The organism is Streptomyces sp. NBC_00414 (genome assembly GCF_036038375.1).
Classification (GTDB): Bacteria; Actinomycetota; Actinomycetes; order Streptomycetales; family Streptomycetaceae; genus Streptomyces.
Map to the genome: position 1 here is coordinate 8,969,329 of NZ_CP107935.1, position 21,160 is coordinate 8,990,488.

6 protein-coding genes are annotated in these 21,160 nt (G+C 73.3%); 4 read left to right on the plus strand and 2 right to left on the minus strand.

Translation table 11 applies throughout. The features are described 5' to 3' along the window. Positions 1-73: 73 nt before the first annotated feature. Together OHS59_RS38665 and OHS59_RS38670 are read right to left on the minus strand one after the other, a co-directional pair. Complete coding sequence (locus OHS59_RS38665; protein WP_328497976.1) at positions 74-12,370, minus strand: non-ribosomal peptide synthetase/type I polyketide synthase; 12,297 nt, start codon at positions 12,368-12,370, stop codon at positions 74-76. A 258-nt stretch (positions 12,371-12,628) separates the two neighbouring features. Next, positions 12,629-13,615 (minus strand): mannose-binding protein, encoded by a 987-nt coding sequence (locus tag OHS59_RS38670; RefSeq protein WP_328499518.1) that lies wholly within the window; start codon positions 13,613-13,615, stop codon positions 12,629-12,631. Between the two features lie 543 nt (positions 13,616-14,158). Here OHS59_RS38670 and OHS59_RS38675 point away from each other — a divergent pair. The 4 genes from OHS59_RS38675 to OHS59_RS38690 all read left to right on the plus strand — a co-directional run bounded on the left by OHS59_RS38675 (position 14,159) and on the right by OHS59_RS38690 (position 21,018). Beyond that, positions 14,159-14,998 carry a type VII secretion system-associated protein gene (locus tag OHS59_RS38675; RefSeq protein ID WP_443061672.1) on the plus strand — a complete coding sequence of 280 codons (840 nt, stop codon included), beginning with the start codon at positions 14,159-14,161 and terminating at the stop codon, positions 14,996-14,998. Next, positions 14,995-16,275: a ricin-type beta-trefoil lectin domain protein gene (locus tag OHS59_RS38680; protein WP_328497977.1), complete on the plus strand. Its 1,281-nt coding sequence runs from the start codon at positions 14,995-14,997 to the stop codon at positions 16,273-16,275. Before OHS59_RS38675 ends, OHS59_RS38680 begins: the two co-directional genes overlap by 4 nt. A 166-nt stretch (positions 16,276-16,441) precedes the next feature. Then, positions 16,442-19,759: a right-handed parallel beta-helix repeat-containing protein gene (locus OHS59_RS38685; protein WP_328497978.1), complete on the plus strand. Its 3,318-nt coding sequence runs from the start codon at positions 16,442-16,444 to the stop codon at positions 19,757-19,759. Next, positions 19,756-21,018: a S8 family serine peptidase gene (locus OHS59_RS38690; RefSeq protein WP_328497979.1), complete on the plus strand. Its 1,263-nt coding sequence runs from the start codon at positions 19,756-19,758 to the stop codon at positions 21,016-21,018. The genes OHS59_RS38685 and OHS59_RS38690 overlap by 4 nt, the downstream gene beginning before the upstream one ends. The last annotated feature ends 142 nt before the right edge of the window (positions 21,019-21,160 follow it).

Consider the following 21,160-nt stretch of genomic DNA (forward strand, 5'->3'; position numbering starts at 1 on the left):
CATCCTAGAGGCTGTCCTGTACATGATCTTGAACTCGCCGATTGATCGCCACGGCACTCCCGCCCCACCCTGCTCAGTACGGCTGCCGCGGCGAAGGTCGGGGGCCTGTCACCCGTACACCTGCCATCCGCGCACCGGCCATCCGTACGCCTCTCGGAGTGGCCGCCCCGACGGTGTGGCCCAGCAGGTGGAGTGGGCCGGCCGTCACCCCCGCGCGTTCCACGGCCTCCCAATGGGCGAGGGCGGTCGTTTCGTCCACCAGGCCGTGCACCGGCGGCAGTTGGGGATCCGCCGCGTGCAGCAGGGACTCCACGCGGCAGGAGGCGAGGGTTCCCTCCAGCCACGGCTGGGCCAGGTAGCCGGCGGCTGCGGCTGCCGGCAACCCCTCGGCGGTCTCCCTGCTGAGGTCGCCGAGGTGCAGGAGTCCGCCGCCCAGGACGAGTACGTCCTGACGGTCTCTCATCCGGGCCAGCGCCCGGCCGGTGTCGAAGCAGTGCGGGAAGGAGTCGTCGACCACGACGGTGCCGGGCTGCAGCCGGTCGACGTCCAGGAGCGCGACGGGGCTGCTGACAGCTGTCACCAGCAGACCGGCCCCGTACACCGCGTCGGGCAGTGCGGGACGGGACTCCATCACCTCCACCGCACCGGCCCGGCCGCACTTTGTGAGCCGTCGTGCCAGTTGCCGCAGCCGTGGTCCGCTGCCGGGCGCGTCGCACAGCAGCAGTCGCCGGGGCGGCCGGGCGGCCCGGGAGAGCAGCAACTCCAGGGAGGAGGCGCCGATCGACCCCAGCCCGACGAACGCCACGTCGAGGTCCGCCAGATCCTGCCCGGTGGCGTCGAGCGCCGCGTGCACCGTCCGCACCACCGAGACGACGGTCGCCGCGTGCCCGGTCGTGACGGCTGCCGGTCCCAGGTTCGTGGACCGGAGCACGTCGAAGCCGTAACCGGTCAGCGACGGGATCATGCCGGCCAGTGAGACGCACCGGGCTCCGAGCGAGGAGGCGAGCGACACCGCGCGGGCGGTGTGTGCGACGAGGCCGGGATCGCGGGCGAGTTCGTCGGAGAAGAGGGGCACGCAGACGAAGCCCGACCTGCCGAGAGGTGTCCGGACCGTCTCCAGCAGGCGTGGAGCGCCGTCGGGGAACAGCATCCGGCGCAGGTCGTCCCGTCGCAGGGCGTCCTCGGGCAGGCCCGCCAGCCGTGCCAGGTGGCCGGGGGCCGGAAGATAGCCGACCAGCGCGGCGTCCATGGTTTCCCGCGTTTCCCTGGGGCCTGACGGGCGGCTCGCGTCGTGTGGGTTCTCGGCTCGTGGGTTCACGGCGTGTGATTGCGCGGTGAACGGGGCGACGGCGCTCGGGTTCACGGCGTGTGCGAGCCGTTCCTGGAGCGCCCGCGCGAAGTCCTCCAGCGTGGCCGGGGAGAAGGCCGCGGCGGACCCTCGTACCGTCACACGCAGTCCTGTGCCCTCCGGCCGTGCGGCCAGGAACACGTCCGTCGCCGACGACGGCGGCGCGAACGCGCTGTCCCCGTCGTCCCACGACACGGTCAGCGCCTGCCCGTTCGGGGACTCCAGGACGGAGAAGTCGAGGAAGGTGAAGAAGAACTGCGAGGTCAGGGGCAGTCCGTCGGCGTTGCGGGGCACGATGTCCTCGTACCTGCGTGCCTCCTCGACCTCGGCCACGACGCGGCGCAGGGAGGCATCGAAGTCCCCCGACCGTTCGTCGCCCCGAGCGATCGACGGCCTTACGGGTACCGCCGTGGCGAACGGGCCGAAGATCCGGTGCACGTCGGGCAGCGGGCGGTCCCGGCCGCTCACCGCCAGGCCGACGACCACGTCCGCCTGCCCCGTGAGCTGCGACAACTGCTGGTGATACGCGGTCAGCAGCGGTGCGTACAGGGTGGCGCCCGCCTTCGCCGCGAGCACCCGAAGCGCCGCCGTCAGGCCGGCGTCGAGCACGAAGCCCGCCACCTCGAACCCGGCCGACACGGGTCCCGCGCCGTCCTCCCCCTCGGCGGCGCGCAGCATGGGCTGCCGGTAGAGGGCGTCGACCCGTGCCCGGCGCTCCGCCGTGTCCGTCGCGGCGGCGGGCTCCGCCTCGGCGGGGAGCAGCGCGTAGTCCCGGAAGGTGGCGCGGAGGGCGGGGAGGCCGGGGGCATGGCCCGCGGTCAACCGGTCGTAGACCGCGGTCAGTTCCTGTACGAGCAGCGCGGCACTGTATCCGTCGCCGATGAGGTGGTGTGCGTGTACGAGGAGGACGTGCTCGCGCTCTCCGAGGGTCAGGACCCGGAGCCGTAGCAGCGGCCAGGCCCATGGTTCGAAGCGCCGTGCCGCCTCGGCCGCCGCGCGTTCGTCGACCTCGGCCGGCTCGGTGAGGGTCTCGAAGACGACCGGCAGACGCAGCGAGGGCGGGAGTTCCTGCTGGACGGGCGGCCGGGCACCGGCGGGGAAGACGGTGCGCAGCATGCCGTGGCGCTCCACCAGCAGGTCGACCGCCGCCTGGAAGACCTCCGGGTCCAGCGGGCCGGACAGCCGCAGCCGCGCGGGCCAGGAACCGCCTCCTCCCGGCGAGAGGGCTTCGGCGAGGAGGAAACCGCGCTGGGCCGGTGTGACGGGGAAGGGTGCCGCGTGGTCCGCCGTCGTCATGGGCCCCGCCGGAGCGGGGTGCCGTTGCGTGGCGGCCGCGTCCACCGCGGCGGCGAGCTTCGCGAGGGTGCGGTTGTCGTAGATCACGGTGGGCCGGGGCAGCGCTGCCCCGGTCTCACCGAGCCGGGCGAACACCTGGAGGACGAGGAGCGAGTCGCCGCCCAGGTCGAAGAAGTCGTCCTCCGGGGAGACGGCGTCGAGGTCCAGCAACTCACGCCAGATCACAGCCAGTTGCTCTTCGGTCGAAGGGCTCGCCGCGCTCGGGGGCGTGGTCCCGCTGGTGACCGTTGCCGTATCGGCGGGAAGCCCGGCGAGCGCGCGCCGGTCCACCTTGCCGGTGCCGCTGAGCGGCAGCCCGTCCATCACCGTGATCCGCGCGGGAATCATGTACGGCGGCAGGAGGCCGGCCAAGTGGCGGCGAAGCTCGGGCGGTTCGGCCCGCCCGGCGCCGGACCGGGCCGTCACGAACGCCAGCAGCCGCCCCTCACGCGCGATGACCGAAGCCCGCGCGATGCCGGGATGTGTCTGGAGCGCTGCCTCGACCTCTCCCGTCTCCACCCGGTTGCCGCGGATCTTCACCTGGTCGTCGATCCGTCCGAGGAAGTCCAGGACGCCGTCCGCGCGGAGCCGGACCCGGTCGCCGCTGCGATACCAGCGGCGACCGTCCCGCACGGTGAACGCGCGGGCGGTCAGCTCGGGTTGGCCGAGGTAGCCGGGTGTCAGGCCGACTCCCGCAATCAGCAGTTCACCCGGTTCCTCCGCCCGGCAGGACGTGCCGTCGGCGCCGACCACCGCCAGGTCGGTTCCGGCCACCGGCCGGCCGATCGGCAGAGCCCGCACGTCGTCGGCCGGACGCGTCGCGACGACGTGGCAGGTGGCGTTGACGGTCGTCTCGGTGGGACCGTACAGGTTGGCGATGCGCTGTCCGTCGCCGAACAGGTCGAACCACCGGCGTACGTGCGCGGCGGGCAGGGCCTCCCCGCCCACGTGCACCCAGCGCAGCGCCGACAGGTCCGGCCGTCCCTCGCCCCGTCGTACCCGCTCCTCGGCGGCGGACAGCACCTGCTCCCACAGCGTCGGAACGGAACTCCACACGGTGATCCGTGTCCGCTCGGCGTACGCCAGCAGCAGCTCGGGATCCCGCAACAAGTCCCGCGGTACGGTCACCACGGTGCCGCCCACCAGCAGGGGCGCGAGCAGTTGGCGTACCGAGGCGTCGAAGCACGGCGACGCGGTCTGCGCCAGCCGGTCGTCGGCGCGGTAGCCGAACGTCCCGATGGCCCAGTCGAGGTAGTTCTCCATCGACCGGTACGTGATCGGGACCGCCTTGGGGCGGCCGGTGGAACCCGAGGTGAAGATGACGTACGCGATCGCGTCGGCGTCGGCGTCGGCGTCGGGCACGGGTGCGGGAAGGTGCGCGGGCACGGGCATGGGTACGGGCGTCTGGTTGTCCGGGGGGCTGTCGGCTCGTACCGCACGTACTTCGTCTCCGTCGATGCCGAGCAGCTCCGCGGTGTCCGCGGTCGGCGCGTGGCACACCAGGGCGGAGGCGTTCGTGCGCTTCAGCTGATCCGACAGCCGGGCCGGCGGGTACGTCGGGTCCAGCGGGACCCAGCCCGCCCCGGCACGCAGGATGCCGACCACGCCGATCACGGTGTCCGGGCCGGGCTCGGTGAGCAGCCCGACCAGCCCGCCCGCACGCACGCCTTCGGCGCGCAGCCGTGTCGCCAACAGGTGGGAGGCGCGGTCGAGTGCCGCGTAGGTGAGAGTCGATCCGTCGGCCTCCACGGCGGTTGCGTCGGGCGTGGCACGCAACTGGCGAAGCAGTCGGCCGACCACACCGCTCGATGCGTCGGCCGCACGAGGAGGCTCGGTGAACGACGTGCACAGAGCGGCCAGTTCGTCGCGGTACTCCCTGTCCAGACGCGCCACCGTCCGCCGTTCGAACAGTGGCAGCGGGAAGTTCCACGACATGCGCAGCGTCGATCCGTCCGCCCAGCACAGCAGGCTCAGCCGGGTCGCGGCCGAGCCGGTGCCTGCCGCGTCGGCCCGCACCTCGACCGGACAGTCGGCCGCCATACGTGCCGGGAAGCGGGCGAAGCTGAAACCCGCCGGGCTTGCCGTGCGGGGACCTCCACCGGGCAGGAGAGCGGCCAGGTCCAGGCTGCTCAGCCCGGCGTGCTGTTCGCTCTCCAGCCAGCCGAGGCGCAGCCGTCGGGCCAGCGCGACGACCGGTTCGTCCGGAGCCGAGTCGCACAGCAGGGGGAGGGTGTCGGCGAGCGGGCCGACCAGCCGGTCCAAGCCGGGGAAGCGTTCTTCCCGCCGGGCTCGGGCCACGTTCACCGCGATGTCCCGCCGGCCTGTCCACCGCGACAGGCAGCGCACGTACGCGGCGAGCAGCAGATGGAACAGGGACACGTCGTGCGCGGCGGCCAGCCGTTCCAGGCCTGCGGTGAGGGGCGCGTCGAGCGAGCCGTGGTGCTGCACGAGCGGACCGGACGGAGGTGCGTCGGGATCGCCGTCGTACGGCAGCCGCAGTGGTTCGCCCCGCCCGGCCCCGTGCTCTGCCAGACGCTCGGCCCAGTAGCCGCGGTCGGCTTCCGACGCGGCGGTACCGGAGGGCCGGGCGGTCGTCGTCGCGTACACCGCGAAGCTCGGCGCGTCCGGCGCCGGGAGCGGGTGTTCTCCCCGCCAGAGCGCGGTGTACGAGGACCACAGTTCCTCGGCCAGCACGTTCAGGCTGTATCCGTCCGCCGCCGCGTGGTGGACCACCAGCAACAGGTGCGCGACGCCTGCGTCCTGGCGAAACAGCACGGCTCGTACCGGCGGTTCCGTGGTCAGGTCGAAGGGCTGGTTGCAGAGAGCCGTTTCGAGGTCGGTCACCTGCTCGGCACCGCGGTCGCGGACCTCGTACCAGGTCGAGAGTGGAGCGGCGGGTGCGATGCGCTGCACCGGGCCCGTGCCGGGGTCGTCGATCCGCAGGCGCAGCATGCCGTGCCGTTCGGCCAGGCCTGCCAGCGCCCGACCGAGTACATGGGGGTCGAGGGGACCGCGGACCGTCATCCGCAGATGACCGCGGGCCGGGACACCGGGATGCAACCGGCTGCTGGTGTGGAGGGCCAGTTGTACGGGAGTCAGGGCGAAGGGCGTGCCGTCCGCAGGGGGTGTGGGCGCGGGCGTCGCCGCCTGTTCCGTGCCCGGGGCCGACCCGATGCCGGTGAGGTCGGCGTCCAGGTGGGCCGCCAGCTCACGGATGGTCCGGTACTCGAAGAAGAGCGTGGCGGCCAGGGGCCTCCCCACCTTGCGTTCGAGCCGCTTGACGAGGTCGACCGCGCCCAGCGAATCGAGGCCCAGCGAGAGGAACGGCGCCTCGTCGTCGACGGTGGACGCCGGGATGCCCAACGACTGCGCCAGCAGTTCCCGCAGCACCGCGGCGGTGCCGGACAGGGGCGTTCCCCTGGTGACGTCGGCGTCGGCGTCGGCGTCGGTGTCGGCCGCGGATGGCGGCAGGGGCAGCGGCTCACATGCGGCAGGCCGGCGGGTGCGGGCCCGGTCCGGGTGGTCTGACGTCCGGTCGGCGAGGACCAGTTGTGCCAGATCGGTGCCGCAGGCGGACCGCAGTGCCGCCAGCGCCGGTGCGGTCGACAGTGGCCGGCCTCCGCCACCGGTGACGCGGGGGAGGGCGCTTGCGGCGAAGTCGGCGGCGAGGCCCGTCTCGGCGAACGGCCCGAAGTTGACGGACAGCCATGGCCGCCCCGCCTGCCGCTCGGCGCCGGCGAACGAGTCCAGGAAGGCGTTGGCGGCCGCGTAGGAGCCAAGTGCCCCCGCGAGTCCGGGCACTGTCGAGGACACGGAAGAGAACGCCACGCACACACCAGGACTGCGGCCCTGTCGGAGGAGCGCTTCGGACAGCAGCATCGTGCCGAGCGTCTTCGCGCCCAGCGCCTCCATCGTCTCCTCCACCTTCGTCCCGCGCAGACTCCCGGGCCGTACGACTCCGGCCGCGTGGAAGACGGCGTCCGGCGCGGGCAGTTCGGCGACCAGTGCCTCTACGTCGTCCCGCGAGGTGAGGTCGGCCCGGTGGTAGCGGGCGTCGGCGCCGAGAGCGGCGAGTTCCTCCAGCAGGCCCGCGGGCGGTTGCGGGGAACGGCCCGTGAGCCGGAGTGTCGGCCGGCCGCGGCGGGCGAGTTCCCGGGCCAGGGCGGAACCCAGACCGCCACCGCCACCGGTGATGAGGAAGGTGCCGTCGGCGGGCAGCCGGTCCCGGACGCCGGGCAGGCCCACCGTCTCCGGCGCGACAGCCGCCTCGGGGACGACTGTCCGTACCAGCCGCCGTCCGCCCCGCCAGGCGACGGCTCCGGCCGCCTGGGGGGCCGCCACCTCGGCGAGCACGGCCCGCAGTCGGTGCTCGGCGTCGTCGAGTGAGGAGAGGTCGACCCAGTTGGCCGTCGCTCCGGGGGACTCCGACGGCACGGCGAGGGTCAGACCTCCCAGTACCGCCTGCATCGGGTCAGGACGTTCACGCCCGTGTCCCGTTGCGTGCACGTCCTCGGTCACGACCAGCAGACGGTCGGCCCCGGTCAGGTCGAACAGGGTCAGGGCCTCTCGGAACGCCGTGACCAGTTCACCCTGGATCCGCTCCACCTCCGCGGCCGTACCGGGTGCGGCCGGCCCGGCCAGGAGCAGCACCGTCTGCGGACGGGTGCCGGGGGTCGGCGCCGTCAGTACGCCCTGGTCCGAGAGCTGCCGCGTGAGACCGTACACGGCTGTCGAGTCCGGGCCGGTCACCAGCACCGATTCACCACTGTCCGGCGGAAGGGCCGTTGACGGGGGCGTCGCCTGCCAGGTGACGTGGTGCAGCAGCCCGTGCTGCGCGGCCTCGGGCCAGTAGCGGCGCCGCTGGTAGGGATAGGGCGGCAGCGACACCCGCCGACGGCCCGCGTCGAGTCCCGCACGGTCCGATCCCGTACGGCCCAGTCCCGTACCGCCCAGTTCCGTACGGTCCAATGCCGCACCGCGTGCCCACAGATGGGCCACCGTCGCCATCAACTCGCCCGCCCCGACCGCGACATCGCCCTGAGCGGTACCGGAACGCTCCGGGCCGAGGGGCGCGGAGACGACGTGTACGTCCCTGTCGGCGCCGTCCGTCGGTTCCCACGCGGCGGACGCCGCGCGTACGAGACCGGCGAGGCTCTCCCGCGAACCGAGTTCCACGAACGTGTCGTAACCCTCGTCGAGCAGCCGGGTCACGGCCCGCCCGAACCGCACCGGCCGCAGCGCGTGTTCGCGCAGGTGGTCCGGGTCCATGCGCGACCGCCACTCCGCGGTGAGCGTGCTCATCAACGGAAGGGCGCCCGTCAGGCTCCCCAACTCGCTTGCCGCGTCGCCCAGTTCCCGGGCGATCGGCTCCATGAGTGGCGAGTGGAAGGCGCGTGATACCTCCAGCGCCCGTACGGCGGCCCCGCGCGCGGAGAGTTCCCGCATCGCCCGCTCGACGGCGCCGGGGCTGCCCGACATCACCAGCCTGCCCGGACCGTTGTACGCGGCGACCGCCAGCTCCTCGGGAGCCGCGGCGACCAGGGCGGCCACGTCCTCCTCGTCGGCCCCCCGCACCGCCGCCATCGCGCCCGGCGGGGTGGACGCTCCCATGAGCCGGCCACGTTGCGCGACGAACGCCAGCGTGTCCGCGAACGACAGCATCCCGCCGGCACAGGCGGCGGTCAGTTCTCCGACGCTGTGCCCGACGAGCGCGTCCGGCCGTACACCCCAGGCCCGCAACTGCCGGGCGAGCGCGACCCCGTGGGCCACCAGCAGCGGTTGAGCCACCTCTGTCGCGGCCTGGGCCCGCGCGTCCACATCGGGTTCGACGCACCAGGCCGTCAACTCCCGTCCGTGCACCGGGCCGACGAGGGCCGACGCCTCGTCGAGCGTGTCCCGGTACACCGGCGCCGTCGAATACAGCGCCCGGCCCTGGCCCGGTCGCAGCGAACCCTGTCCCGGGAACACGAAGACCGTCCGTGGCCGGTTCACCACCGTGCCGGTGACCACACCCGGCAGTCGACCGGGACCGGGGGCGGGACCGGTGGCGGTGGCAGCGGCCAGGCGTTCCCGCAGGTCGCCGTCGGCCACGACGGCGAGGCGGCGCGGGCCCTCGTCGCGGGCGGTGGCCGCCGCCCGGCAGACGTCTCCCTCGTCCAGCTCCGGGTGCGCGCGCAGATGGCCGAGCAGCCGGGACGCCCAGGCGTCCAGACCGGCCGCGCCGCGCGCCGACAGGGTCAGCAGATGCGGGCCGTCGTTGTCGGTCGGTTCCGGTGCCGGGTACGGCGGTGCTTGCTCCAGGACCGCGTGCGCGTTCGTGCCCCCGAAGCCGAAGGCGTTGACACCGGCCCTGCGGGGGCCGGACGAGTCGGCCGACGGCCAGGGACCCGTCTCGGTGACCAGCGCGAATCCGGACCGCTCCACGGCGGGCGACGGCGGTGTGTGGTGCAGGGAGGCGGGCAGCCGGCCGTGCCGCAGCGTCAGGACCACCTTCACCAGTGAGGGCAGGGCGGCCGCGTTCAGCAGGTGCCCGACGTTCGTCTTCACCGAGCCCAGCAGCCGTGGCGGACCGCCCTCGCGTACGGGAAAGGCGTGGGCCAGGGACCGCAGCTCGATGGGGTCACCGACGGCCGTACCCGTCCCGTGTGCCTCGACGTACGTCACCGATGCCGGGTCGACGCCGCAGACCTCGTACGCGCGGGTGATCACCTCGCGCTGACGGAGCGGGTTGGGTGCCATCAGGCTCAGTGAGGTGCCGTCGTTGTTGACCGCGGTGCCGCGCACGACGGCGAGTACGTCGTCGCCGTCCCGGCGGGTGTCTGCCAGGCGTCGCAGGACGAGGGCCGCGCCGCCCTCGCCGGGTACGAACCCGTCGGCGGCCGAGCTGAAGGCGCGGCTGCGTCCGGTGGGGGAGAGGGCCTGCGCGGCTTCCAGTGCCTGGTGTCCGTCGGGAGTGAGGTGGAGGTTGACTCCGCCGACGACGGCGATGTCGCACTCCCCGTCCGCGAGGCTGCGGCGGGCCAGGTGCAGCGCGACCAGACCCGAGGAGCAGGCGGTGTCGACCGCGAGCGCCGGGCCGTCCAGGTCGAGGCAGTGCGAGACCCGGGCGGCGATGAGGTTGGGGAGGTTGCCCGTCAGTGTCGTCGCGGACGGTGCGGGGGAGGCGTCGGCGAGGATCCGGCGGTAGCCGCTGTCCCCTACGGCGGCGAAGACACCGACCCGTAGGCCGCGTCGGCGCGGTCCGGCGTAACCGGCCCGCTCCAGGGCCTCGTGGGCCAGTTCGAGGAAGATCCGGGCCTGCGGGTCCAGGGTGCGGGCCTCTTCGTCGCCGATGCCGAAATGGCCCGCGTCGAAGGCGGCCGGGTCGTCCAGGAACGCGCCCCAGCGGCCGGTGGAGTCGGTCGGCATCGGCCCGTCCGCCGCTGACTCGGGCAGTGCGGTGCCCCAACGGTCCCGTGGCACCTCGGTGACGACGTCACGCCCGGCCGTCAGCAGCTCCCAGAACTCCTCCGGCGTACTCGCGCCGGGGAAACGGCAGGCCATCGCGACGACCGCCGTCGAGGACGAGGTTTGTCCGTCCGCGGTGGTCCCGTGTGACCTGTGCGGGGCGGCGGCCTCCTCCACCGAGGCCAGGTCCGTCATGGCCAGCAGGTGATCGGTGAGGGCGGCGACGGTGTCGTTGCGCAGCACGGCGGGGCCCAGTGTGATCTCCAGGGCCTGTTCCAGCTCGGCGAGCGTCTCCATGGCTTTGAGCGAGGTGCCGCCCAGCTCGGAGAATCGGTCGTCGTCCCCGAAGGACGCCTCCGGCAGGCGCAGGGCCTGGGCCCAGGCCCTGCGCACCACTTGCCGCATGCCGCTGCGCGAGCGGGGGGCCGGAAGCCGCGACTTCCGGCCCGTCGCAGGAGCTGCGGGAGGTGGAGGAGGTGTAGGAGTTGCTGAGGGTGTGGGGATTGCGGAGGCTGCCGGGATCCCGGACGACGCGGCGGGCCGGTACGTGCCCGCCTCGAAGCGGGCCCGCATCCGCTGCCGTTGCAACTTGCCGCTCGTGGTGCGCGGGAAGGCCGACGGCGGCAGCGCGAGCACGCGTACGTCGTCGTGGCCCAAGGCGGTACGGACCCGTCGCGCGACTCCGTCCAGAACCTCCGCCGCGGCGCGTGGCGGCCGGGCCCAGGGCACGAAGACCACCACCCGCTCGCCGCCGGTCACCGGGTCCGTCGAGCCGATCACCACCGGGGTGCCGGGCGGCAGCCCGGGGCTCGCGCTCGCGACCTCCTCCGTGTCCGGGGCGTGGAACGTACGGCCGTTGAGGAAGAGGACGTCCTTGTGACGGCCGGTGACGCACAGCCGGCCGTCCCGCAGGAACCCCAGGTCTCCGGTCCGCAGCCAGCCGTCGGTGAAGGACAGCGCAGTCGCGTCCGGCAGCCGGTGGTAGCCGCGGGCCAGCTGCGGGCCCCGTACCTCGATGTGACCCACCCGCCGGTCGCCCAGTGTCCGACGGGAGTCGTCGGTGATCCGGACCGAGCAGCCCGGCACGGGCGGGCCGACGTCCATCACTTCCAGGACGTCTTCGCCTGCCTCGCGTTCGGCGACGCCGGCACCCGGCTCGCGTCCTGTGCCGCCACCGTCCTGCTCGTGTCCCGTGACACCATCGTCCGGCTTCCGTTCCACCACCACGCCCCGGGCGAGTGCGGCTCGATCCAGGGTGACGGGCGCGGCCACTTCGCCCAGGGGCGGGAACGTGACGGCCAGGGTCGCCTCGGCCAGGCCGTACACGGGTGTCGCCGCCCGCGGGTCCAGTCGGGCGGGACGCAGCTTGGCGGCGAAGTCCCGCCACACCGTCGCGGAGATCGGTTCGGCCCCCACCAGGATCAGGCGCACCGCACTCAGGTCGAGCCCGGACACCACTTCGTCGGGGATGCGCCGAACGGCCAGCGCGAGCGCGAAGTTGGCGGCCGACAGGACCGTTCCCCGGTGCCGGGCGGTCACGTCCAGCCACAGGCCCGGGTTCTTCGCGAACGACAGCGGGCCGATCTTCACCTGCTTCGTCCGCGCGGCCAGCGGTGCCAGATGGGTGCCGATGAGGCCCATGTCGTGGAAGTAGGGCATCCAGCTGACCAGGACATCCTGCTCGGAGAGGGCCGAGACGGCGACTATCTGCCGCAGGTTGGCCACCACGGCGGCATGGGTCAGTTCCACGCCCTTGGGCGCACCGGTGCTGCCGGACGAGAACTGCAGGAACGCCAGGTCGTCGGGTGCGGGCGTCGCGGGCGCAGCCGGTGTCGGGCACTCCCGGAGCGTCTCCAGCCGCAACACCTGCACCGGGCCAGGCAGTTCGTCGGCCACCTCCGCGCAGGCCGCGTCCACCACGACGGGCGGGCGGCCGAGGTGTTCCCACACCGGTCCGACCCGCCGCACGTCGGGCGCGAGCGGCACCGGTACCAGGCCGGCCGCCAGTGCACCCCAGAACATCGGCTGGAAGTCCTCGCTGCGCTCCGCGAGCAGCGGCACACAGGTGCCCGGGGCGACCCCGGCAGCGCGGAGGCCGCCCGCCACACGCAGCGCCTCCTCAAGGAGTTGCCGGAAGGTGACGGTCACTTCGCTGCCGTCACCGTGGACGTGGACGACGACTTGTCCGGGGGCCCGGCGGGCCGCGTCCAGCAGTACGTCCAGCAGTGTGCGAGGAGTCATGGGTCCGTTCGATCGTGCGTGGGCGGATCGTCAGTGCGTGAGCGAAGCGTCTGCGCGGGGAGAAACGGAGGCGGCGCGCTGCGGGGGCTCCAAGTATGAAGAAGGCACAGGCCCCTGGCCCGTTCCCGGTTCGGTGACCGGGGAACGGGCCAGGGGCCTGTGCCTGTGTCCGTGTGTGCCCGCGTCCGGCGCGGCCGGCCGCGCACTCCGGGCCTGCTGCCCGCGGACACTTCTGGCGGGCGGGCTCGCCGCGCGGCGTCAGGTCGACCAGATGACTCCGCCGTTGTGCAGGACGACCACCTTGCCGTCGGCCCGGAGGATCAGCTGGGCGTTCGCGTGGCCGTGGCTCCGGGAGGCCCAGATCGGGCGGTCGTCGCCGTTGTGGATGACGAGGTTGCCGTCCTCCTGGAAGATCGCCCGGTGGTTGGTGCCGAAGGTCATGGACGCCCAGATGGGCTTGTTCTTCTCGTTGTACACGACGAGGTTGCCGTCGGACTGCATGGTCATGCGGATGCGGTTGGTGCTCCAGGACTGGCCGGACTGCAGGACGCTGGTCGCGTAGACGGTCTTGGTGCCCCAGTTCGGCTTCGGGTCCGCCTTGGGCTTGGCCTTCGGCGTGGACTTCGCCTTCTTCGCGGGCGGGCTGCTCGTCTTGGTCTCCGGCGAGGGCGCGACGGCCTTCGGGACGACCTTCGGCGCCTCGGTCTTCTTCGGCTTCTCCTTGTGGGGGGACGAACTGGGCTTCTCGGCCACGTAGTCGTCGAGGCCGGCGGGCGCGGAACTCGCGTTCAGGACGGTGTCGGAGCCGTCCGCGGCCAGTCCCTTGGTGTCGGGCCGTCCGTCGTCCCGCGCGCTGCCGGCCAGCAGCAGCGGTATCGCGATCAGGACGGCGCCCGCGATCGCGGCACCCGCCAGGACCGGCTTGCGGGGACGCCCGCTGCTGACGCCCGTGCCGGTCTTGGTGCCCGGCGGCGTCGTGCCGACGGCCGCCGCCACGGCGACGCCCTCCTCGGGCGCCTCGGCGGTGTCGGCGGCCGGGGGTGCCGCCGGGGGGGCGGTGGTCTCACCGGCGGGGCCGGTGCCGCTCTCCTCGGCCGGGGCGGTGCCGGACTCCGCCTCGGGGGCCGCGGCAGGGCTCGGCGCCCGCGTCTCCGGTGCCGCGGACGCGGGCGGGGACTCGGCCTCCTCCGGGCGGGCGGCGGCCGCCTCCGCGTTCGCGCCGGGGGTGGGTTGCTGGGGGGACATGCGGTACTCCTCCTCGGTGGCGGAGCTGTCGGTGGTGGGCACGGGCCCGAACAACGGCCGGCCGGACCAACGTCAGCTGTCTCGGCGGGCGTTGGTCATGTGCCGCGTCGAGGTGGGCCGGTCCGGCTCGATCCTGGTCGTCGAGTTCCTTATGACCCGCCGCGGTGGCGGCCGCGGACCGATCCGATGCCCTCCTGAACTGCGAGGTCTTCCCGTACGGGCCCTGGCTTGGACGTCCGGGCGGAAGGCACTTGTACGTGGACGGGTCCGATGGCACACCCAACCTAGCCCGTCACGGGGCCGACAGCAGCACCCTCAGCCCCAACCGCCCCACCGCTTTGTCCACCCACGCCTCACTGCTCCCGGAAAGTTCTCCACCCGGGCAGCAAACGGGCACGCGGCTGCCCGATACGGGTCCGCCCCAACGCCCCACGCGTGGGACCGGTGTGGCATTCTGTTGGCTCCCCGATCTGATCAATGTCGGCTTGCGCGCACGTGGTGCGGCACTCAGGATTTCGTACGGACCGAAGAGTTCAGGTGAAGATGCGGCCCGGAGAACGGCAAGAGGGCAGGCACGACGCCTCGCCCGTGCTGCCCGATGACTCCCGCCCGACCGCCGTCCCCGAGTCACCTGTCGTCGTCACTACGGACGCCACGGACACCAGAGGCGCTGCCCCGGACACCGAAGGCGCCACGGACGCCACGGATGGCACCGAGGCAGTCGACACCCCTGACATACCCGAGGCTGTCCGGGACGCCGCCCGCCGCGCGCCAGGGCACTGGATCGGGGTGGTCGACCCGGAGTGGACCGAGGAGCGGACCCCGCCCGAGTGGGCGGTCCTGGGCGAATGGCAGTCGGACGAGAGCGGGGGCGTGGGTGACTACCGCGCCAACCCGGAGTACCGGCCCTCGGCCCAGGTGCTCGGCTGGCCGGAGCCCACCGACCCGGTGGACGCGGCGGCGCAGCGGGCCGCCACCGGCTACGGCTCGGTGGACGAGGCGATCGCGGCGCTCGCCGAGGCGCAGGTCACCGTGGTGCGCGCGCCGGACGGCGGGCCGCTCACGGCCACCGGGCAGGACGGGGCCACTGTGGTCCTGTTGTTCACCTCACCGGCACACGAGTTCATGTCCCCGGTACTTCGCCATGGCACGCTTCCGGCCCGGGAGTTGGCCCGCTCGCTGAGTGGGTCGGGCACCCTGCTGATGGTCAACGCCGGGGCCGCGGCCCCCTTGCTCGTCCCGGCGGACAGTCTTCTCGGTCCCGTACGCGGACCGGGCGTCGAGGCGATGCCCGCAGCGGACGCCGGGGTGGCCGGGCCCCGGACCGACAGTTCTTCCGAACTCCACTCCCACAGCCCCCACATCGCAGGGAGGACCCCGTGACACGTTCGACCCAGCAGGACCCCGCCTCCCAGAGTGCCGAGTCCGGTTCAGGTTCCGGCTCCGGCGCGGGTTCCGCTTCCGGCTCCGGCTCCGGCGGCGAGGAGACGGCCGCGACCTCCGCGGCCGCCACCGTCGCCGAGCCCAAGCCCAGGCCCGAACCCACGGCCACGCCGGAGTCCGACCCCACGCCCGAGTCCGGGCCCGCGGCGACAGCCACGCCGGGCGCGGCCCCCGAGCCCGGGACCGAGCCTGGAGCCGGGACAGAGCCCGGGGCCGGGCCCGAGAGCGGGTCGGCTTCCGGCAGTCGGTCCGAGGCCGAATCCGAGCCTGACACCGAGCCCGAGACGGATTCCGAGCTGGAATCCGGGACCGACCCCAGCGCCGCCGCGGAAGCCAAGAGCCGACTGCCCGCGCTCGTACGGACCATGACCGCGACCGCCATCGACCGGCCGCAGCAGCAGACCGGACCGGTGGGCCGGCCCGGTAAGGCGGTGCTGGCCGGGGCCGCCGTAGCGGGAGCGCTGCTCGTGTCCGTGCCGCTGCTGATGCTCGGCGGGGACGACGACAACGACCGCAGGGGACCGGCGTCCGCGGGAACCGTGCTCGGTGGGAACGCCCAGGACGTACCGGGCGAGTTCGCGGAGACCTCGCCCGACACCGGGTCCTCGGGCGGCGGGAAGAAGGACCCCGTCAAGCAGGGCAAGTCGCCGCAGAACGCCGCTACTTCCGCCCCGGCGAAGAGCGAGGGCAAGGGCAAGGGCGAGGGCAAGGACGCAGACGAGCCGAAGAAGGACACCGCCGCCCAGAAGGACGAGCCGAAGAAGCAGGGCGGCGGGACGAAGTCCGGCGGTGGCGGCAGCAAGCCCGCCAAGTCCGGTTCGGGCGTGACCCTGAGTGCCGCCGTCTCCCTGCGCAGTCACCTCTCGGGCAAGTGCATCGACGTACCGGGCAGTGATTTCGGCGATGGCAAGAAGCTGTTCGTGTGGGACTGCAACGGCGGTGCCGCGCAGAAATGGCAGTTCGCCTCCGACGGCACCGTCCGCATCAAGGGCTACTGCCTGGACGTGGCCAACGCGAACTACAACGACGGCACACCCATCCAGATCGCCCGGTGCAGCGGCAACGCAGCGCAGAAGTTCGTACTGAACTCCAGCCACGACCTGGTGAACACCGTCGTCGGCAAGTGTGTCGACATCAAGGACAACAACCGGGGCAGCGGTGCCTGGCTGCAGCTGTGGAGCTGCGCGGGGACCGACAACCAGAAGTGGAGCGTCTGAGACAAGGCGCACGCAGCCCGAGAGGGCCCCCGGAGAGCCCGGGAGCACCCCTCTCGGCACCCGCCCGCCCCAGGGCGAGGCATGATGGCACCGTCGGTTTCACCGACACGCGCCCCCGGTGAGGGGGCGCCCGTAGCTGAAGCCCCCGTGGCAAGGAGGTTGGTGCGTGTCGCGCCAGGTACTGACGGTCGGTCCGGGGGACCGGGATCGCTACCGGACGATCGGTGAGGCACTCTCGGCTGCCCGTACCGGCGCGCTCATCAGCGTCCGGCCCGGGACGTACGCGGAGAACCTGGTGATCAACACCAGGGTCACCCTCACCGCCGAAGAGGGCCGGGGCACCGTGGAGATCCGGCCGCGCTCGGGCAGTGTGCTCGCGCTGCGCGCCGACGCCGTGATGCTCTCCGAACTGACCCTGCGCGGCGGCGACGCCGAGCAGCCCGCCGTGGACGTCCGGCGCGGGCAGGCCGCGCTGGACGGCTGCGAGATCATCGGCTCCGCATGGACCGCGCTGCTGGCCGGGGGCACCGGCTCGCTCGCGCTGCGGGAATGCCGGGTGAGCAACTCGCAGGGCGCGGGCATCGTGGTCACCTCGACCACGCCCACCACCGTGGAGTCCTGCACCTTCGAACACCTCGGCACCAGCGGCCTGGTCATCGCGGAACAGGGCGAGGCACGCGTCCGCGGCTGCACGGTGCGCGACGCCCGCGGCAACGGACTGCTCGCCAACGGCGAGGCCCGCGGCACCGTCGAGGACTGCGACATCTCCTCCACCGACAAGCCCTCCATCGCTCTGGAGGAGAACAGCGCCCTCTCGGTGATCCGCACCGTGGTCCACGACACCAGCACCGGGGTGCACCTGAGCAGCGCGGGCCGTACGACGCTGGAGGACCTCCGCGTCACCGGGGCGTCGGGGAACGGGATCGTCCTGGCCAAGGGCACCGACCCGGTGCTCCGCCGCTGCCGCGTCTCGCGCACCCGCGGACACGGCGTGCTCGTCACCGATCGCTCGCGCGGCACCTTCGAGGACTGCTGGGTGGACGGCGCGCAGGGCGCGGCCCTGCGGGTCGCCGGAGCGGCCTCCCCGGCCCTGACCGGCCTGACGGTCCGCGACTGCGACCAGACCGGACTGCTCCTGGAGGAGGACTCGGCGGCGGAGCTCGACCACCTGGAGGTGATCGGCGGCTCGCCCGCGATCGCGGTGCGCGGCGGCGCCAACCCGCTGCTGCGCCGGGCCCGGCTGGTGGAGCCCACCGGTGACGGCATCGTGGTCTCCAAGGACGCCCGAGGCCGCGCCGAGGACTGCGAGATCGTCCGGCCGAAGGGCGCGGGAGTACGTGTCGCCTCCGGCAGCACCCTCTACCTGGCCGGCGGCGGAGTCTCCGACACGACGACCAACGGCCTGGTCGTGGAGGACGGCGGCAACGTCACCGTCCGCGACTTCCGCATCGAGATATCCGGCGAGGAAGGCGTGGTCGTCGCCTCGGGCGGCGAGCTGACCGCCAACCGCACCTCGGTGCACGCCCCCAGGGGCCACGGCTTCCTGCTCCGCGAGGGCGCGCTCGCCTCGCTCAGCGGCTGCGAGGTCTCCGGCGGCGCCCAGGACGGCTTCCGGGTGGAGTCCACCGCACCCGTCTCCGTGGTGAACTGCCTCGCCCGGGAGAACGAGGGCGGCGGCCTGGTGCAGACCGCCCCCGGCGAGCGGCTGGCCGTGGAGGGCCTGAACAGCACCGGCAACGGCAAGCGGGACGCCTGGGGTTCCGGCAGCGCCGAGAACACCGACCCGGCAGGATCAGGCGCCGCCGACGCGCCCGCCGCGGACCGTCCCGAGGGCCCGCTCGGCGCCCTCAACGCGCTCATCGGCCTGGAGAACGTCAAGCAGCAGGTACGTACGCTGGTCAACCTGACCCAGCTCGCGCAGCGCCGCGAACAGCTCGGCATGTCGGCCCCGCCGATGAGCCGGCACCTCATCTTCGCGGGCCCGCCCGGCACCGGTAAGACCACCGTCGCCCGCCTCTACGGGTCGATCCTCGCCGAACTGGGTTCGCTGCGCAGCGGGCACCTGGTGGAGGTCTCCCGCGCCGACCTGGTCGCACAGGTCGTCGGCGGTACCGCCATCAAGACCACCGAGACCTTCCAACGGGCCCTCGGCGGCGTGCTGTTCGTCGACGAGGCGTACACCCTCACCTCGGACAGCAACAACGGCGGCGCCGACTTCGGCCGCGAGGCGGTGGACACCCTGCTGAAGCTGATGGAGGACCACCGCGACGACGTGGTGGTGGTCGCCGCCGGCTACTCCCGCGAGATGGACTCCTTCCTGGCCTCCAACCCGGGTCTGGCCTCGCGTTTCTCGCGCACGGTCGAGTTCGAGAACTACTCGGTGCCCGAACTGGTCGCGATCATGGAGAACATGTGCGCCCAGCACCAGTACGAGCTGGGCGAGGGCACCGAGGCGGCGCTGGCCGCGCACTTCGAGGCGATGCCCCGGGACGCCGGCTTCGGCAACGGCCGTGCGGCCCGCGGGGTGTTCGAGGAGATGGTGGACAGACAGGCGGTCCGGCTCGCCTCCCTGCAGCAGGTCGGCGAGCGCGACCTGCGCCTGCTGCTGCCCGAGGACGTCTCCGCGACCGCCGGCACGAAGGCCTCCGAGACCGCGGCACCGGCCGACGACCCGCTGACCCGCCTCGGCGACATGATCGGCCTGGCCGAGGTGAAGCGCGAGGTCGCGGACCTGGTCAACCTCATCACCACGGCCCGCCACCGGGCCGCCGCCGGACTGCCGGTGCCCTCGCTCAGCAACCACCTGGTCTTCACCGGCCCGCCCGGTACGGGCAAGACGACCGTCGCCCGTCTCTACGGGGAGATCCTGACCCAGCTCGGCATCCTCCAGCGGGGCCAGCTGGTCGAGGCGGCCCGTGCCGACCTGGTCGGCCGCTACATCGGCCACACCGCCCAGCTCACCCGCGAGGTCTTCGAAAAGGCCCGTGGCGGCGTGCTGTTCATCGACGAGGCGTACACCCTCACCCCGAAGGGCGGCGGCGCCGACTTCGGCCAGGAGGCGGTGGACACCCTGCTGAAGCTGATGGAGGACCACCGCGACGAGGTGGTGGTCATCGTCGCCGGTTACACCGACGAGATGGAACGCTTCCTCGCCTCCAACCCGGGCCTCTCCTCCCGCTTCCCGCGCCGGATCGGCTTCGCCGACTACTCCTCCGAGGAACTGGTCACCATCGTGCGGACACAGGCCGCGAACATGGGCTACGAGTGCGGACCCGGCACCGGCCCGCTGCTCAAGGAGTACTTCGAATCACTGCCCAGGGACCGGTCCTTCGGCAATGCCCGCCTGGCCCGCCAGGTGGTCGAGACGATGGTCACCAGCCAGGCACGACGGCTCAGTTCGCTGGCCGCTCCTACCCTGGACGACCTGCGCATCCTCCTTCCCGGGGACGTCGTGACCGTGGCACCGAAGGCGATGCCCCGATGAGGGCCTCCGCCCGCGAGGCCGCCCGTCTCCTGTCCGGTGTCGGCTGCGTCGCCGCCCTGCTGCTGCCCACGGCCGTCACGGCCCAGGCGGCGCCCCTGTCGCGCCTGCCGGCGGCGGACGGGAAGGGCCAGGAACTGCCCGGCATGCCTTCCTCGATCGACCCGGACGCGGCCTGCACCCCGGCCTCCCGCGAGAAGGCGAAGAAGCAGGACTGGTCGCGCCAGCGCCTCGACCTGGACCGGCTGCACGGGTACAGCACCGGTGCGGGCGTGACCGTGGCCCTGATCGACACCGGTGTGGACACCGGCGCCGAAGGACTCGACGGCCGGGTCACCGCCCAGGGCACCGCGGGTGACGACTGTGTCGGGCACGGCACCTTCCTGGCCGGGCTGATCGCCGGGGCCGGCGGGGACAGCGCGCGCCTGACCGGCGTGGCCCCGGGTGCGAAGATCCTGGCCCTGCGCGGCACCGACCAGCGCGGTCAGGTCAGCTCCTCGCTGGTCGTGCAGGCGCTGAACGACGCGACCGAGGCCGGGGCCGAGGTGATCGCCGTCGCGGTGGCGCTGCCGCGCCGTGACGCCGCGCTGACCAGTGCGGTCGCCGCGGCCCGCAAGAAGGGCGCCGTGGTGGTCGCCGCGGCCACCCCGGACCCGCCCCGGGGCAGCAACACCGAGGAGATACCGGCCCGCACCTACTGGCCGGCCGGTGAACCCGGGGTCCTCTCGGTCGCCGACATGCTTCCCGCCGGTGCCCGGCCGGACAACTCCCTGGCCACCGGCGGTATCGACCTGGTCGCTCCCGGCGCCGGAGTGGTTTCCGGCGGGCCGCGCGGAGACGGTCACTACCTCGGTGCGGGTGCCTCGGTCGCGACTGCCTACGCCGCCGGGGCCGCCGCGGCGGTGCGGGGCGCGCGGCCCGACGACTCGGCCGACGACGTCGCTCGTCGGCTGACCGCGACGGCGTATCCGGCCGACATTCCGCAGCTCGACGCGTATGCCGCCGTCACCACGGTCCTCAGTGACTCCGAGGCGGCCGTCAAGGGCGAGCGGGCGGAGCCTGTCACCGTCCGCGACACGGCTGTGGCCGATCGGGCCACCGACCGGGCCACGCTCTTCGTGCTCCTCGGCACGGGTGGCGTGCTCGCCGTCCTCTGGGCCGCGTTTGCCCTTCCCAGGGCTCGGGCACGGGGGTGGCGGCCGGCGGGTGCGGGTGCGGGTGCTTCCGTGCCGGCCGGCGCGGCGGAAGCGGAAGAGGACTGAGCGGGTCGCTCGCCGTCTGCGGGTCGGTGGGGCCGGTCGCGCCGTTCCCCGCGCCCCTTAAAGCAAAAAGACTGCGCCGTTCCCCGCGCCCCTGAGGGCGAACGGCAAAAGCTTGCGCTGTTCCCCGCGCCCCTGAGGGGGA

Excerpts from the sequence above, each read along its gene's own strand:
- OHS59_RS38675 (WP_443061672.1), top strand. The coding sequence starts at position 14,159 with ATGCGGCCCGGAGAACGGCAAGAGGGCAGGCACGACGCCTCGCCCGTG.
- OHS59_RS38665 (WP_328497976.1), bottom strand. The coding sequence starts at position 12,370 with ATGACTCCTCGCACACTGCTGGACGTACTGCTGGACGCGGCCCGCCGG.
- OHS59_RS38690 (WP_328497979.1), top strand. The coding sequence starts at position 19,756 with ATGAGGGCCTCCGCCCGCGAGGCCGCCCGTCTCCTGTCCGGTGTCGGC.
- OHS59_RS38670 (WP_328499518.1), bottom strand. The coding sequence starts at position 13,615 with ATGTCCCCCCAGCAACCCACCCCCGGCGCGAACGCGGAGGCGGCCGCC.